Source organism: Actinacidiphila sp. bgisy167 (assembly GCF_965342175.1).
In the GTDB taxonomy this organism is placed as follows: Bacteria; Actinomycetota; Actinomycetes; order Streptomycetales; family Streptomycetaceae; genus Actinacidiphila.
The window spans coordinates 1-15,171 of sequence record NZ_CBDRBL010000078.1 but is presented as its reverse complement, the minus strand read 5'-3'; the positions used below and the strand labels follow the sequence as shown (position 1 = coordinate 15,171).

Below are 15,171 nucleotides of genomic sequence, written 5' to 3'. Positions count from 1 at the left end.
CCCGGCGTCACATGTCTCCGGTTCGATCGACGGCACCCCGGGACGAGTGCGCCGCCTCCCCCCGGAGCAAGGATTTGTCACAGTACTCCATTCGGGCCACGTCGGTGGGGCGCCGCGCCGTCGAACTTCGTGCCCGCCAAGGGAGTTGGGGCAGAATCTTCACAAAATCCCCACATGGGAACTTATTCGCCGAGCACGCGCCGCAGGTAGTCGTTGCGGAACAGCCGGTCCGGGTCGAGCCGGTCGCGCAGGGCGGTGAACTCCGCGAAGCGCGGATAGACCTCGGCGAAGTAGTCCGCGTCCCGCGAGTGGATCTTGCCCCAGTGGGGGCGTCCCTGATGGCCGGTCATGATCTGTTCGACCGCGGTGAAGTACTCCTGGTACCGGCTGCCGCGGTACATGTGCACGGCGACGTAGGCGGTGTCCCTGCCTGAGGCCGTGGACAGCGTGATGTCGTCGGCCGGGGCGACCCGCACCTCCACGGGGAAGCTGATCCTGAACTCCGACGACTCCACCATGGACTTCAGTTCGCGCAGCACCTCCACCGCGGCCTCGCGCGGCACCGCGTACTCCATCTCGACGAAGCGCACGCGGCGCGGGTGAGTGAACACCTTGTACGGGATGTCGGTGTAGGTGCGGGCCGACAGCGCCCGGCTGGAGATCTGGGCGATGCCGGGGATGAGGGAGGGCGCCGCCCGGCCGACCGCGCAGGCAGTGTGGAAGACCCCGTTGGAGAGGAACTCGTCGTCGATCCAGCCGCGCAGCCCCGGGACCGGGGCCGCGGGCCCCTGGCTGCGGTTGTTCCGCTTCGTGTTGCAGCCGTCGGTGTGCGGGAACCAGTAGAACTCGAAGTGCTCGTTCTCCTGCACCAGTTGGTCGAACTCGGCGACCACCCGGTCGAAGCGCATGGGCTCCTCGCGCGCGGTGAGCAGGAACAGCGGCTCCACCGCCAGGGTGATCGAGCCGACCACGCCGAGCGCGCCCAGCCCGATCCGGGCGGCGGCGAAGACCTCGGGGTTCTCCTCCGCCGAGCAGGTGAGCACCGAACCGTCGGCGAGCACCAGCTCCAGCGCCTTGATCTGGGCGGCTATGGAGCCCGAGTCGCGGCCTGTGCCGTGGGTTCCGGTGCTGGTCGCGCCGGCCACGGTCTGCTCCATGATGTCGCCCATGTTCGTCAGCGACAGTCCTTCGGCGGCGAGCATCGCGTTGAGGTGCTTGAGCTGGACGCCCGCTTCCGCCGTGACCGTGCCGGCCTCGCGGTCGATGCCGCGCACTGCCGTCATCCGCTCGGGCCGGATCAGGACGCCCGAGGTCGCCGCCGCCTGGGTGAAGGAGTGCCCGGTGCCCACGGCCTTGGCCGGGAGCCCGTCCTCGGCCGCCTTGCGGACCACGGCCGCCAGCTCGTCCACGGAGGCCGGGGACTGCGTCCGTGCGGGCAGGGCCCGTACGTTTCCCGCCCAGTTACGCCATGCGGCCTTCCCGGCGGTCCTGTTCGTCGAAGCGATGCGCACGCGTCCCCTCCAGCTCCGGCGCCGGCTCCAGCCGGCGGTACCCCAGGAAGGCCGCCGCCACGGCGAGCGCCGCGGCGGAGGCGGGTACCACGAACGCGGTCCGGGCCCCCGCCTCGTCGATCACCCACCCGGCGAGGGACGCGCCCAGCGCCACACCGACCGCGAGCCCCGTGCTCGTCCACGTCATGCCCTCGGTCAGCTTCGCGCGCGGTACCAGCTGCCCGACGAGGGCCATGGTGGTGACCATCGTCGGTGCGATGGACAGGCCCGCGACGAACAGCGCCACGGCCAGGAACGGCAGGTTCCCGACCAGTAGTGGCGGGATCATACTCACGCCCATGGCCGCCACGCCCAGCAGAAAGCGGCGGGAGGCCGTTCCGGCCGGCTTCATCAGGCCGAAAAGCACCCCCGCGAGGCAGGACCCCGCCGCGTACACCGCCAGCACCAGGCTTGCCGCGGCCTTGTGGCCCTGCTCCTCGGCGAAGGCCACGGTGTTCACGTCCACGGCGCCGAAGACGGCCCCCGTCGCGACGAAGGTCAGCACGAGCACCCGCAGCCCGCGGGAGCGCAGCGCGGAGCCGCTTGTGTGCTGCCCGCGCGGGTGCGGCGGCGGTTCGGTGGCCCGCTGCCCGGTGAGCAGCCAGACCCCGGTCGCCAGGAAGAGGACGGCCAGCAGCGGCCCCGCCTCGGGGAACCAGACAGTGCACAGCCCGATCGACAGGATGGGGCCCACGATGAAGCACACCTCGTCGACGACGGACTCGAAGGAGTAGGCGGTGTGCAGCAGAGCGGGAGAATCCCGGTGGATCATCGCCCACCGCGCCCGCACCATGGCGCCCATGCTCGGGGTCGTCCCGGCCAGCGCCACGCACACGAAGAGCGTCCAGTCCGCGGTGCCGGTCCGTACGCACACGAGCAGGCCGGCCACCGCCAGGACCGTGATCGCGGCGGCCGGCCGCAACACCCTGCGCTGGCCGTGGCGGTCGACCAGGCGGGAGACCTGCGGGCCCAGCACCGCCGCGGCGAGTGCCAGGGTGGCCGCGAGGCCGCCCGCGATCCCGTAGCGGCCGGTGACCTCGGACATCATCGTCGTGATGCCGATGCCCAGCATGGACAGCGGCATCCGGCCGACGAAACCCGCCGCTGAGAAGCCCCTCGTCCCCGAAGTGGAGAAGATCGCGCGATACGGACCGGACACGGGTGCTCCACGGCTTCGTCGCCGACGTCTCAAGGGGCTGAAGTAAGGAATGTGACTCCCTCAGACAGCTTACAAAGCGAGCGCAAGCGGTTTTCCCGGTTCCTCGGCCGCCTGCGCCGGGTGGCAGGATCGGAACATGTCCGATCAGACCGATGCCGGCACCGCCGTTCCGTACGACGCACTGCTCCTGCTGTCCTTCGGAGGGCCCGAGGGGCCCGATGACGTCGTCCCCTTCCTGGAGAACGTCACGCGCGGCCGTGGCATCCCCCGCGAGCGCCTGAAGGAGGTGGGGCAGCACTACTTCCTCTTCGGCGGGGTCAGCCCCATCAACGCGCAGAACCGCGAGCTGCTCGCGGCGCTGCGCGAGGACTTCGCCGAGCACGGCCTCGACCTCCCCGTCTACTGGGGCAACCGCAACTGGGCCCCCTATCTGACCGACACGCTGCGCGAGATGGCCGACGACGGCCACCGCCGCGTGCTGGTCCTGGCGACCAGCGCGTACGCCTCGTACTCCGGCTGCCGGCAGTACCGCGAGAACCTCGCCGGCTCCCTGGCCGTCCTCGAGGCCGAGGGCCGCGCCGTGCCCCGCGTGGACAAGCTGCGCCACTACTTCAACCACCCCGGCTTCGTCCGGCCGATGGTCGACGCCGTGCTGGCCGCGCTCGCCGAGCTGCCCGAGGACGTCCGCGACGGGGCGCACCTGGCCTTCACCACGCACTCGATCCCGACCGCGGCCGCCGACACCTCCGGGCGGCCCGAGGACCACACCGAGGACGGCGCGGGCGGCGCCTACGTCGCCCAGCACCTGGACACGGCCCGGGTGATCGCCGACGCGGTGCGCGAGGCCACCGGCGCCGACCGCCCCTGGAAGCTCGTCTACCAGTCGCGCAGCGGCGCCCCTCACATCCCCTGGCTGGAGCCCGACATCTGCGACCACCTGGAGGAGCTGCACGCCGGCGGCGCTCCCGCCGCGGTCATGGTGCCGATCGGCTTCGTCTCGGACCACATGGAGGTCAAGTACGACCTCGACACCGAGGCGAGGGCCAAGGCCGCCGAGCTGGGTCTGCCGGTCGCCCGCGCCGCCACCGTGGGCGCGGACCCGCGCTTCGCCGCGGCGGTGCGCGAGCTGGTGCTGGAGCGCGCCGCCACCGAGCGTGGCCTTGCCCCGCAGCGGTGCGCGCTGGGCGCCCTCGGGCCGAGCCATGACGTGTGCCCGGTGGGCTGCTGCCCGGCACGCGCCCCCCGGCCCGCGGCCGCGGGCGCCGAGTGACCGACCCGATCGAACGCACGAGGAGTGCCGTGACCGACCACCTCAAGGACGAACTCCTAGCCGTGGCCCTCGAGGCCGCCCGAAGGGCGGGGGAGCTGCTGCGCGACGGCCGCCCCGCCGACCTCGGGGTGGCCGCCACCAAGAGCAGTCCGATCGATGTCGTCACCGAGATGGACATCGCCGCGGAGAAGCTGATCGCCTCCTTCATCACCGAGCGCCGGCCCGACGACGGGCTCCTGGGCGAGGAGGGCGCCAGCGTCCAGGGCAGCAGCGGGGTCCGGTGGGTGGTCGACCCGCTGGACGGGACCGTGAACTACCTCTACGGCCTGCCGTCGTGGGCCGTGAGCATCGCGGCGGAGCTGGACGGCGAGACGCTCGTCGGGGTCGTCGAGGCACCGATGCGCGGTGAGAGCTACCGTGCGGTGCTGGGCCGGGGCGCCTGGGTGGGCGACCGGCGGGCGGCCGTCCGCCCGGCGCCGCCGCTGGACCAGGCGCTGGTCGGCACCGGCTTCGGCTATCTGAAGGAACGCCGGGCGGCCCAGGCGAGGGTACTGCGCGAGCTGGTGCCGCTGGTGCGGGACATACGCCGGGGCGGATCCGCCGCCATCGACCTGTGCGACGTGGGCTGCGGCCGCCTCGACGCCTACTACGAGCGCGGCCTCAACCCGTGGGACTACGCGGCGGGCGCCCTGTTCGCCCGCGAGGCCGGCGCCCTGACCGGGGGGCGGCCGGGGGCGCCGGAGTCCACGGAGCTCACCGTCGCGGCCCCGCCGGGAGTGTTCGAGCCCCTGCAGCGGCTGGTCGACGAACTCGGCGCCTGGCACGACTGAGGACGCCGCAGCCACCACGCCGCGTCCGCGGCCCTGCCCGGGTCGCCCGGTGCACAGCCGGGGCGGGCACGCGAACGCCCCGGCACCTGTCAGGGTGTCCGGGGCGCGGCGTCTCGGCTTGCCGTCCGCGTGGTCTCAGACGACTTCGGGCAGTACCTGGACGCCGTGCTCGGCGGCGAGGCGGTGCAGGTCGGCCAGTTCGGCCTCCTCGACCTCGGCCAGGAAGTCGTCCCCGTCCTCACGGGCGCGCAGGAGGTCGGATTCGGTGCTGTGTATGCGCTGCAGAATGCCAGTGGTGAACGCGTCCATCGGGTGGCGCCCCCTCGTCGTCGTCGGTTGACACAGGGATATGCGGGGGCCGTGCGACGCGCGGGTCGTTCGCAAGGCCTCGTGTGGGGACCCCTCTGACCGCACAGCGGCACCGCCACGGGAGTCGCAAACGCCCGGCGGGCACGATCAGGGGTTGCAGTCGTCCTCCCCAAGCCCACCGGAAGGGAAACCTCCGGGACGCGAACAATCGTCGCCGACTGCTTCGCAGGCCGCGCGGACGGGCACCGCGGGTCGACGGCACTCGCCCGGCGGCGTTGCCGTCGGTCGCCGCAGTTCCGCTCTGCGTCCCCCTTCTCCGCCTCGCCGGACTCGGCCCTCGACCCGCTCCTTGCCCGCCCCACCCGTCCGCGTGGCCTCTTACCCCTGTTTTACGGTCCCGCGGTGCAGGATGGAGGGGCGTTCGGCCTGCACAGGCGGGCCGTGCACGGCTCTTTGAGAGTGCCTAGGGAAGGAACAGCGCCTTGCGCGTACTGGTCGTCGAGGACGAGCAACTGCTCGCCGATGCGGTAGCCACCGGACTGCGCCGTGAGGCCATGGCCGTCGACGTCGTCTACGACGGGGGAGGGGCCCTGGAGCGGATCGGGGTCAACGACTACGACGTCGTCGTCCTCGACCGCGACCTGCCGGTCGTCCACGGGGACGACGTGTGCCGCAAGCTGGTGGAACTCGGGCTGCACACCCGGGTGCTCATGCTGACCGCCGCCGGCGACGTCAGCGACAGGGTCGAGGGTCTGGAGCTGGGCGCCGACGACTACCTCCCCAAGCCCTTCGCCTTCACCGAGCTCACGGCCCGGGTGCGGGCCCTGGGACGGCGTACGACCGCGCCGCTGCCGCCGGTGCTGGAGCGCTCCGGGATCACGCTCGACCCCAGCCGCCGTGAGGTGACCCGGGACGGCCGGCAGATCCACCTGGCCCCCAAGGAGTTCGCGGTGCTGGAGGTGCTGCTGCGCAGCGAGGGCGCCGTGGTCTCCGCGGAGCAGCTGCTGGAGAAGGCCTGGGACGAGAACACCGACCCCTTCACCAACGTCGTACGGGTCACCGTCATGACCCTGCGCCGCAAGCTCGGGGAGCCTGCGGTGATCCTGACCGTCCCCGGCTCCGGATACCGGATCTGATCCGCCGTGCCCGCGCCCTCGTCCTCGCCGACGACCCCGTCCGCCCCACAGGCCATCCCGCCCAAGCCCACCTGGGACCCGAAGCCGGCCGCCCGGCCGATGCCGCTGCTGCGCCCCACGATCCGGATAAGGCTCACCCTGCTCTACGGCGGCATGTTCCTGATCGCCGGAGTGATACTGCTGTGGATCATCTACATGCTCGCGGCGCAGGCGATCCGCCAGGGCACCGAGGCGCAGTTCCACGTCGAGGCGGGCCGGCTGTCGCTCACCGGGCTGTGCCCCGAGCTGCCCACCGGCCCGACCAATCCGGACGCCTTCAACAAGGCCTACGTCCACTGCCTGGCGGTTCAGCGCGAGACCGCGCTGAACGTCCTGCTCAAGCGCTCGCTGTTCGCGCTCGTCGGTCTGGCCGTGCTCGCCTTCGCGTTCGGCTACCTGCTGGCCGGCCGGGTGCTGGCGCCGCTCGGCCGGATCACCCGCACGGCTCGAGGTGTGGTCAGCTCCGACCTGACCCAGCGGATCCACCTGACCGGCCCGGACGACGAGCTCAAGGAGCTGGCGGACACCTTCGACGACATGCTGGAGCGCCTGGAGCGGTCCTTCGACGCCCAGCGCCGCTTCGTCGCCAACGCCTCCCACGAGCTGAGAACGCCGCTGGCGATCACCCGCACGCTGCTGGAGGTCCAGCTCGCCGACCCAGGCGCCTCTCCGGACATGCGTCAGCTGGGCAAGAACCTGCTCGTCACCAACACACGCAGTGAACAGCTGGTGGAGGGCCTGCTGCTGCTCGCCCGCAGCGACAACGAGATCGTCGACCGCAAGCCGGTGGATCTCGCGGAGGCGGCCACCCAGGCGCTGGAGCAGACCCGCGGCGAGGCCGACGCCAAGGGTGTGGAACTGCGTGCCGCGCTGGGCGAGGCAGTGGTGCAGGGCAACGGGGTGCTGCTGGAGCGCATCGCGCTGAACCTGGTGCAGAACGCGGTCCGGTACAACGTCGCGGAGTCGGGCTGGGTCGAGGTCACCACGGGTGTCGAGCCGGGAGCCGCCTTCCTGACGGTCGCCAACACCGGGCCCGTCGTCCCCGCGTACGAGATCGACAACCTGTTCGAGCCCTTCCGTCGGCTGGGCACCGAGCGCACGGGCAGCGACAAGGGCGTGGGCCTGGGCCTTTCCATCGCCAAATCCGTCGCCCGGGCCCACGGGGGCAGCATCTCCGCGGTTCCCCGAGAAGGGGGCGGCCTGGTCATGCGGGTCGTCATCCCTGTGTGACCTGCCCCACGACACTCCCGGCGGCTTGTTCGCTTTGCGCTGAATTTCACTGTCCGGGCGCGGCCTGGGCATGCTGTGAGCGATCACACAAGCGATTCCGGCAGCGGGTACGCTACGTGATCGCACCCCGTGAAAAAGAGCGGAAAAATCCATGTTTCCGCAGGTCATGATCACGGGAAGTACACGTGGAGGCGCGAGCAAGGTGCGACAAGAGGTCCGTTTCCGGTCATCACCGACAGCGGATGCGATCACCTCTTCGGGGGTGCGGTTGGGTGTCGATTGAGTAACGGCACTTGATGTAAGGCAAAATCTCCGCTTCGGGCCGGGCACAAGACCGGCCTCCCATGCGTTACGTGCGCTGGAGACACCGCAGACACCCAGAGGGGGAGAGCGATACATGGCTACTGATTACGACACCCCACGCAAGACCGACGATGACGTCAACGAGGACAGCATCGAGGAACTGAAGGCCAGGCGGAACGACAAGTCGACCTCCACAGTCGACGTTGACGAGTTCGACCAGGCCGAGTCCCTGGAGCTGCCCGGGGCCGACCTCTCCAACGAGGAGCTGTCGGTCCGGGTGCTGCCCCGGCAGGCGGACGAGTTCACCTGCATGAGCTGCTTCCTCGTGCACCACCGCAGCCAGCTGGCCACGGAGAAGAACGGCAACCCGATCTGCCGCGACTGCGCGGCCTGACGGGCAGCCGGACCGTGGCGAGCGACGACGAGCGGGGCCATGAGGCCTCGCTCGCGGGCGCAACGCGGGGGCCGGCGGGCGAGCTCGCCCACTCCCGTCATCGCGGGCGTGCCGCGCGGGCGCGCGCACGCGCCAAGGCGGCGCTGAACACCTTCGTCGACGGGCTGCTCGAGACGGCCCCGAGGGTGCCCGTCAGGGACCTGGAGACGCTTCGCCGCCAGTTCCCCGGGCTCGGGCCCGAGGAACTGGCCGACAAGCTGGTGAGCGCTGCCACATTGGGCACCGCGACGGTCGGCGCCGGCATCGGCGCCGCCGCCATGCTGCCCACTCCGCCGGCCATGCCGGCGGAGCTTGCCTCGGAGACCCTCGGGGTCGCCCTGGTCGAGTACAAGCTCATCGCCGAACTGCACGAGGTGTACGGCCTGCGCGCACCGGGCACGCTCCGGCAGCGGTCGGTGATGTACCTCGCCGAGTGGACGGAGCGGCGCGGGATCGACTTCTCCAAGCCCTCCACGCTGAACATCGCCCTCGGCGGCAGGATGAAGCGCGAGCTGCGCCAGCAGATGATGAAGCGCACCATGCGCAATCTGCCGACGCTGACCCCGTTCATGATCGGCGCGGCCGTCGGGGCCGTGATGAACCGGCGCGACACCAAGAAGCTCGCCGAGCAGATCCGCAAGGACCTGCGTGCCCGCCAGGTGCCCTGGGGCCTGCTGTCCGCCCCCGAGGAGCCCCCTCCCGCACTCGGGCCGGGCGACTGACCCGCCGGGCGACTGACCCGCCGGGCCACGGCCGCCCCGTGCCGGGGCGCAGCGGTGCTCGGGGCGGTGACCGGCCGCGCCGCTCAGCCGGGAAACTCAGACGCGTACGTCCCGCAGGGCCGCCGCCAGGCGCTCGGGCGAGCGGGTCGACAGGTACAGATAGGGTGTCGGGTCGTCCGGATCGGTGACCTCGACCTTGAGCGCCGTCGGCACATAGGCGCGCAGCAGCATGAAGGCGCGCGGATCGGCCTTGTACGACCGCCAGGCCGCGGCCTCCTCCCGGTCCAGCACCGTGGCCTCGCCGAGTGCGGTCACCGGGATCTTGGCGTCCCCGGCCACCAGCGAACCGGCGACCACCCGCAGCCGCGGGGAACCGTAGGCGCTGACCAGGGCCGCTCCGGCGGCCGTGCCGCCCACCAGCCCGCCGAGCAGTGCCAGGGGCCCGAGGGGCAGCAGGATCAGCGCCAGTGAGACGCCCGCGCCGACGGCGAGGCCCCACCACGAACGCGGCGCGGTCAGCCGCTCCTCATAGGTCATGACGCTCATGACACCAAGCTTGTCACGCCGCCTTGTCAGCGCCCGCCCCGGGACCGCAGTCGTGTCAGCGCGTGCGCGGCGCGCGGGGGGCGCCGCAGCCCCGTGGCGACCTGCTTGGCCCAGTCGGTCGCGGCCGTGGGCAGAGCGGCGTCCAGGACGGCGGAGGACCGGGCTTCGGCGCCCACCAGATAGCGCGGGAGCGGCCGGGGCGCCGTGAGCGCCTTCAGGACGGTGCGTGCCACCGGGCGCGGCGAGGGACGCTCCCGCTTGACCGATTCCTCCGCGGCCTCGTACTGGTGGCGGTACGCGGAGTTGCGGCGTTGGGGCAGCCTGCTCGTGCCGCGCTGCCAGATGTCCGTGCCGTACGCGCCCGGCTCCACCAGCACGACCTTGACCCCGAAGGGGGCCGCCTCCATCCGCAGCGCGTCCGTCACCGCCTCCAGGCCCTGCTTGCTGGCGCAGTACCAGCCGAGCAGCGGCATCGAGACCCGCCCGGAGACCGCCGAGATGTTGACGATCCGCCCCGCCCGCCGGGTCCGCATCGTCGGCAGCACCAGACGGGCGATGCGCGCGGGGGCCACCAGATCGGTCTCCAGCTGCCGGCGCACCTGCTCGTCGTCGACGTCCTCGATCGCACCGGGCTGGGCGATCCCCGCGTTGTTCACCACGGCCCACGGGCCGCCGTCCGTCATCGTGGCGATCTCGGTGAAGGCCCGGACGCACGACGTGGCGTCCGTGACGTCCAGCAGCACGGTGCGCACCGACGCCCCGGTGCGCTCGACCACCTCCCGCAACCCCTGCGCCCTCTCCTCGCCGCGCACCGTCCCGATGACGTCGAAGCCGGCATGGGCCAGCTCGAGGGTGGTGGCGAGGCCGATCCCGCACCCGGCTCCTGTGACGACGACGGACCTGGGGGTCATGTGGTGCTCCAAGGGGAAGGTGCTGCGGTGGCGGAGGGCCGCGGGGCCGCAGGGACAACGGCCGGGCGACGGGAAACGATCCCGCAGGAGGGTAGGGTCTCCCGCGTGAGTGGAGCTACGACCGACGCGGGCCCGGAACGTGCGGGCCTGACACCGCCGCCCGACGCCGTGGCGCCGGAGCGGCACCCCGACGCCCCCGCCCCCGGGCAGCCGCTGGGCGCGCACTACGACCACTGCTTCGGCTGCGGTGGGACGCAGCCGCACGGCCTGCACCTGGAGGCGCGGGCCGGCGAGGGCGTCAGCGTGACCGCCGAGTTCACCGTGCAGCCCGCCCACCAGGGGGCTCCGGGCCTGGCGCACGGCGGCGTGCTGGCCACGGCGCTCGACGAGACGCTCGGCTCACTCGCCTGGCTGCTGCGCACCATGGTTGTGACCGGCCGCCTGGAGACCGACTTCGTGCAGCCGGTGCCGGTGGGCGCCACCCTCCATCTGGAGGCCCGGTGCACCGCCGTGGCAGGGCGCAAGATCTACTCCACCGCGGTCGGCCGGATCGGCGGCCCGGACGGCCCGGTCGCGGTCCGTGCGGAGGCCCTGTTCGTCGAGGTCAAGCTGGAGCACTTCACCGACAACGGCCGCCCCGAGGAGATCCGCGCCGCGATGACCGACCCCGACCAGGTCAAGGTCGCCCGCGCCTTCGAGGTGAACCCGTGACCGACGGTTCCCGTCCCCCGGTCGACGTCCTCATCCACCGTTCGCACGAGGACGTCCCGATTCCTTCGTACGGGCACCCGGGCGACGCCGGCGCCGACCTCGTCACCACCGAGGCGGCCGAACTGGCCCCCGGGGAGCGCGCCGTACTGCCCACAGGAGTCTCGATCGCGCTGCCGGAGGGCTACGCGGCCTTCGTGCACCCCCGCTCGGGCCTCGCCGCGAGGTGCGGAGTGGCCCTCGTCAACGCCCCCGGAACGGTTGATGCCGGGTACCGTGGGGAGATCAAGGTGATCGTGGTCAACCTGGACCCGCGCGAGAGCGTACGGTTCGCAGCAGGGGACCGGATCGCCCAACTGGTCGTCCAGCAGGTCGAACGGGTCCGCTTCCACGAGGTGGCGGAGCTGCCCGGTTCGGCACGGGCGGCAGGGGGCTTCGGCTCCACGGGGGGGCATGCCGCGGTGGATGGCTCGCCGGTCGTTCCGTCCGGCAATGGATACGCATCGGTCATCGCTGACCGGGAAGGACAGTGACGTGTTCCGTCGTCGTCGCAAGGAGCGCGGAGACGCCCTCGACGAGCTCGCGGCCGAGGGCCCTGACGAGCTGGCCGAAGACGCCGAGGAGTCGGACGACTCCATGGAGTCCCGTCGGTACAACCTTCCGCCCGCTCCCAGGCCGGACGGTCCGTGGGACGTGAGCGAGGTCAGGGACCCGGCCGAGGGCCGGGTCGACCTGGGCGGCCTCTTCGTACCCGGCGTGCAGGGCATGGAGCTGCGCGTCGAGGTGGCCGGCGAGTCCATCGTCGCCGCGACCGTGGTGCTCCGGGAGAGCGCCGTCCAGTTGCAGGGTTTCGCCGCCCCCAAGTCGGAGGGCATCTGGGGCGAGGTCCGTGACGAGATCGCGTCCGGCATCACCAAACAGGGCGGCATCGTCGACGAGGTCGAGGGCCCGCTGGGCTGGGAGCTGCGCGCCCAGGTCCCGGTGCAGCTGCCCAACGGCGCCAACGGCGTGCAGGTCGTCCGCTTCGTCGGCTGCGACGGGCCGCGCTGGTTCCTGCGGGGTGTCATCTCCGGGCAGGGCGCCGTCCAGCCGGAGACCGCCGGCCTGCTGGAGCAGATCTTCCGCGACACCGTCGTCGTGCGCGGCGATTCGCCGATGGCGCCGCGCGACCCGATCGTCCTGAAGCTGCCCAACGACGCCCAGATGGTGCCCGAGGGCATCGCCCAGGAGGAGGGCGGCCGCTTCTCGGACGGCATCGACCCGATGCGCCGCGGACCGGAGATCACCGAGGTGCACTGACGCCTCGCTTTTCCGGGGCCACGCGCCCCGGCCACGTCGATACGCCCGTGGGCCGACCTGTGAGAGCAGGGCGGCCCACGGGCGTTTTCGCAGGTCAAGGGCTATGGCATCAAGGGCACGTCAAGGCGCTGCCCGGCGGCGTATGGAAGCCGTCAACCGCCGTCCGCGCGCGGCGGGAAGGCGGTTCCCTGGCCTGGTCAGCGTGTCATCCGCTAGCTGGGGAGCACACGATGGCCGACCTGGTCCTCGTCATCGTCACGATCGCGGTCTTCGCCCTGGTGGCCCTCATCGCCAAGGGGGTGGGGAAGCTGTGAACGCGGAGAACATCGCGGGTCTCGTCGTCGCCGTCGCCCTGCTGCTCTACCTCGTCTGGGCGCTCGTGCGGCCCGAGAGGTTCTGAGGAGCGGACATGGGCCCCCTCACCGCCGAGGTGCTCCAGGCCACCGCGCTCGTCGCGGCTCTGGCCCTGGTGTACCGCCCCTTCGGCGACTACATGGCCGCGGTCTACGGCTCCGACCGGCACCTGCGCGTCGAGCGGCTGGTCTACCGCTGTTTCGGCGCCGATCCGGACGCACAGATGCGCTGGCCGTCCTACCTCAGGGCGGTGCTCGTCTTCTCCGTCGTGGGCGTGCTGTTCCTGTACCTGTTCCTGCGGCTCCAGGCACACCTCCCGCTGTCGCTGGGCTTCGCGGACATCCCGCCCGCCCAGGCCTTCGACACCGCGGCCTCGTTCGTGACCAACACGGACTGGCAGTCGTACATGGGCGAGAACTCCATGGGCAATGCCGCGCAGACCGCGGGCCTGGCCGTGCAGAACTTCGTCTCGGCGGCGGTCGGCATGGCGGTGGCGGTGGCGCTGGTCCGCGGCTTCGTCCGGTCCCGCACCGGCGAGCTCGGCAACTTCTGGACCGACATGGTCCGCGGCACGATACGCGTCCTGCTGCCCGTGGCCTTCGTCGCCGCGCTCGTTCTGGTGGGTTTCGGGGCGATCCAGAACTTCGCCGGCTGGCACGAGATCACCACCCTCGCCGGCGGCCACCAGACGCTGACCGGCGGCGCAGTGGCCTCCCAGGAGGCCATCAAGGAGCTCGGCACCAACGGTGGCGGCTTCTACAACGCCAACTCGGCCCACCCCTTCGAGAACCCGGACGCCTTCACCAACCTCTTCGAGATCTTCCTGCTCCTGGTGATCCCGGTCTCGCTGACGCGCACCTTCGGGAGGATGGCCGGCAGTCCCCGGCAGGGCTACACGCTCCTCGGCGCGATGGGCCTGATCTGGGCCGGCTTCGTCACCCTGATGACCTGGGTCGAGACCGTGCACCCCGGTGCGGCGAACCGGATCGCGGGCGCCGCCATGGAGGGCAAGGAGCAGCGCTTCGGCGTCGGCGCCTCCTCCCTGTTCGCGGTGAGCACCACCTTGACGTCGACCGGCGCGGTCGACGCCGCCCACTCCTCCCTCACCGGCCTCGGCGGAGGCATCGCCCTGCTCGGCATGATGCTCGGCGAGATCGCTCCCGGCGGTGTCGGCTCCGGCCTCTACGGCATCCTGGTCATGGCGGTCATCGCGGTGTTCATCGCCGGCCTCATGGTCGGACGGACCCCGGAGTACCTGGGCAAGAAGATCGGCACGCTGGAGATCAAACTCGCCGCCCTGTACATCCTGGTCACCCCGGCCGTGGTGCTCGTCTTCACCGCCCTGGCGATGGCCCTGCCGACACCACGGCACTCGATGCTCAACAGCGGGCCGCACGGCTTCTCCGAAGTGCTGTACGCGTACACCTCCGCGGGCAACAACAACGGCTCCGCCTTCGCGGGCCTGAGCGCCGACACGCAGTGGTACAACACCACGCTCGGCATCGCGATGCTCCTCGGCCGCTTCGTGCCGATGGTCTTCGTCCTCGCCCTGGCCGGATCGCTCGCCCGGCAGCAGCCGGTGCCCGCGGGCGCGGGCACCCTGCGGACCGGGAAACCGCTTTTCGCGCTCCTGCTCGTCGGCGCGATCCTGATCATCACCGGCCTGACCTACTTCCCCGCACTCGCCCTCGGCCCGCTCGCGGAAGGCCTGTCATGAGCCGCGCGACCACCTCCACCCCCGCTGAGGAAGCCATGTCCACCGACACGCCCGTGCTCGCCCCCGAGGAAGGAACGGCACCCCAGGCCCCCGGCGCGGGCCACGGCGCCCGTGTCTCGGGCGGACTCTTCGACCCGGCGCAGCTTCTGCGGTCACTCCCGGACGCGCTGCGCAAGCTCGACCCCCGGGTGATGGTCAGGACGCCCGTCATGTTCGTCGTCCTGATCGGCTCGGTGCTCACCACCGCTCTGGCGGTGCTCTCCCCGGCCGACGGGTTCGGCTGGGCGATCGCCGCGTGGCTCTGGCTCACCGTGGTCTTCGCCAACCTGGCGGAGGCCGTGGCCGAGGGCCGCGGCAAGGCGCAGGCGGAGACCCTGCGCCGGGCGAAGACCGGCACGGTCGCCCGGCGGCTGGACAACGGCGCGGAAGCGCGCGTCCCCGGCACCGCGCTGCGTGTCGGCGACCTGGTCGTCTGCGAGGCGGGCGAGGTGATCCCGGGTGACGGCGACGTCGTGGAGGGTGTCGCGTCGGTCGACGAGTCGGCGATCACGGGCGAGTCGGCCCCGGTCATCCGGGAGTCCGGCGGTGACCGGTCGGCGGTGACGGGCGGCACCAAGGTGCTGTCCGACCGGATCGTCGTCCGCATCACGACCAG

General features: G+C 71.8%; 16 protein-coding genes and 1 pseudogene. 12 read left to right on the top strand and 5 right to left on the bottom strand.

The features are described 5' to 3' along the window. Positions 1-182: 182 nt before the first annotated feature. Both ACRWND_RS24600 and ACRWND_RS24595 read right to left on the bottom strand, forming a co-directional pair. On the bottom strand, positions 183-1,505 hold the full coding sequence (locus ACRWND_RS24600; RefSeq protein ID WP_431952999.1) for a D-arabinono-1,4-lactone oxidase: 1,323 nt from the start codon (positions 1,503-1,505) through the stop codon (positions 183-185). Further along, complete coding sequence (locus tag ACRWND_RS24595) at positions 1,462-2,709, bottom strand: MFS transporter (RefSeq protein WP_431952969.1); 1,248 nt, start codon at positions 2,707-2,709, stop codon at positions 1,462-1,464. The genes ACRWND_RS24600 and ACRWND_RS24595 overlap by 44 nt, the downstream gene beginning before the upstream one ends. 136 nt (positions 2,710-2,845) lie before the next feature. Between ACRWND_RS24595 and ACRWND_RS24590 the strand changes: the two genes are divergently transcribed. Both ACRWND_RS24590 and ACRWND_RS24585 read left to right on the top strand, forming a co-directional pair. Continuing rightward, on the top strand, positions 2,846-3,979 hold the full coding sequence (locus ACRWND_RS24590; protein WP_431952967.1) for a ferrochelatase: 1,134 nt from the start codon (positions 2,846-2,848) through the stop codon (positions 3,977-3,979). Positions 3,980-4,008: 29 nt separating this feature from the next. Beyond that, positions 4,009-4,809, top strand: coding sequence for an inositol monophosphatase family protein (locus tag ACRWND_RS24585; protein ID WP_431952965.1), 801 nt, complete (start codon positions 4,009-4,011; stop codon positions 4,807-4,809). Positions 4,810-4,944: 135 nt separating this feature from the next. On the opposite strand, the gene ACRWND_RS24580 is transcribed toward ACRWND_RS24585, so the two are convergent. Then, positions 4,945-5,118 carry a hypothetical protein gene (locus ACRWND_RS24580; RefSeq protein ID WP_431952963.1) on the bottom strand — a complete coding sequence of 58 codons (174 nt, stop codon included), beginning with the start codon at positions 5,116-5,118 and terminating at the stop codon, positions 4,945-4,947. Between the two features lie 482 nt (positions 5,119-5,600). Here ACRWND_RS24580 and ACRWND_RS24575 point away from each other — a divergent pair, with 482 nt between their 5' ends. From ACRWND_RS24575 to ACRWND_RS24560, 4 genes are all read left to right on the top strand, one after another. Then, positions 5,601-6,254: a response regulator transcription factor gene (locus tag ACRWND_RS24575; protein ID WP_431952961.1), complete on the top strand. Its 654-nt coding sequence runs from the start codon at positions 5,601-5,603 to the stop codon at positions 6,252-6,254. A 6-nt stretch (positions 6,255-6,260) separates the two neighbouring features. Continuing rightward, positions 6,261-7,523, top strand: a complete 1,263-nt coding sequence (locus ACRWND_RS24570) for a sensor histidine kinase (RefSeq protein WP_431952959.1) — start codon at positions 6,261-6,263, stop codon at positions 7,521-7,523. A 397-nt stretch (positions 7,524-7,920) separates the two neighbouring features. After that, positions 7,921-8,220, top strand: a complete 300-nt coding sequence (locus ACRWND_RS24565) for a DUF4193 domain-containing protein (protein WP_018561848.1) — start codon at positions 7,921-7,923, stop codon at positions 8,218-8,220. Between the two features lie 14 nt (positions 8,221-8,234). Then, complete coding sequence (locus tag ACRWND_RS24560) at positions 8,235-8,981, top strand: hypothetical protein (RefSeq protein WP_431952957.1); 747 nt, start codon at positions 8,235-8,237, stop codon at positions 8,979-8,981. 96 nt (positions 8,982-9,077) lie between these two features. Here the strand turns inward: ACRWND_RS24560 and ACRWND_RS24555 are convergent, their stop codons facing one another. Both ACRWND_RS24555 and ACRWND_RS24550 read right to left on the bottom strand, forming a co-directional pair. Then, positions 9,078-9,527 carry a DUF3093 domain-containing protein gene (locus ACRWND_RS24555; RefSeq protein ID WP_431952955.1) on the bottom strand — a complete coding sequence of 150 codons (450 nt, stop codon included), beginning with the start codon at positions 9,525-9,527 and terminating at the stop codon, positions 9,078-9,080. A 26-nt stretch (positions 9,528-9,553) separates the two neighbouring features. After that, entirely contained in the window at positions 9,554-10,438 is an 885-nt protein-coding gene (locus ACRWND_RS24550; RefSeq protein ID WP_431952953.1) for an SDR family oxidoreductase, read from the bottom strand. A 105-nt stretch (positions 10,439-10,543) separates the two neighbouring features. Between ACRWND_RS24550 and ACRWND_RS24545 the strand changes: the two genes are divergently transcribed. The 6 genes and pseudogenes from ACRWND_RS24545 to ACRWND_RS24520 form a co-directional block, all read left to right on the top strand. Next, a complete protein-coding gene (locus ACRWND_RS24545) occupies positions 10,544-11,149 on the top strand; it encodes a PaaI family thioesterase (RefSeq protein WP_431952951.1) in 606 nt (201 codons plus the stop codon). Further along, on the top strand, positions 11,146-11,679 hold the full coding sequence (dut, locus tag ACRWND_RS24540) for a dUTP diphosphatase (RefSeq protein WP_431952949.1): 534 nt from the start codon (positions 11,146-11,148) through the stop codon (positions 11,677-11,679). Before ACRWND_RS24545 ends, dut begins: the two co-directional genes overlap by 4 nt. Position 11,680: 1 nt before the next feature. Next, a complete protein-coding gene (locus ACRWND_RS24535; RefSeq protein ID WP_431952947.1) occupies positions 11,681-12,445 on the top strand; it encodes a DUF3710 domain-containing protein in 765 nt (254 codons plus the stop codon). Between the two features lie 310 nt (positions 12,446-12,755). Further along, complete coding sequence (gene kdpF / locus ACRWND_RS24530; RefSeq protein ID WP_431952945.1) at positions 12,756-12,845, top strand: K(+)-transporting ATPase subunit F; 90 nt, start codon at positions 12,756-12,758, stop codon at positions 12,843-12,845. 9 nt (positions 12,846-12,854) lie between these two features. Continuing rightward, the gene (gene kdpA, locus ACRWND_RS24525; protein WP_431952943.1) at positions 12,855-14,516 is read left to right on the top strand and encodes a potassium-transporting ATPase subunit KdpA; all 1,662 of its coding nucleotides are present in this window, start codon (positions 12,855-12,857) and stop codon (positions 14,514-14,516) included. A 35-nt stretch (positions 14,517-14,551) separates the two neighbouring features. Beyond that, positions 14,552-15,171: pseudogene (locus ACRWND_RS24520) on the top strand (potassium-transporting ATPase subunit B); the annotation flags it as partial.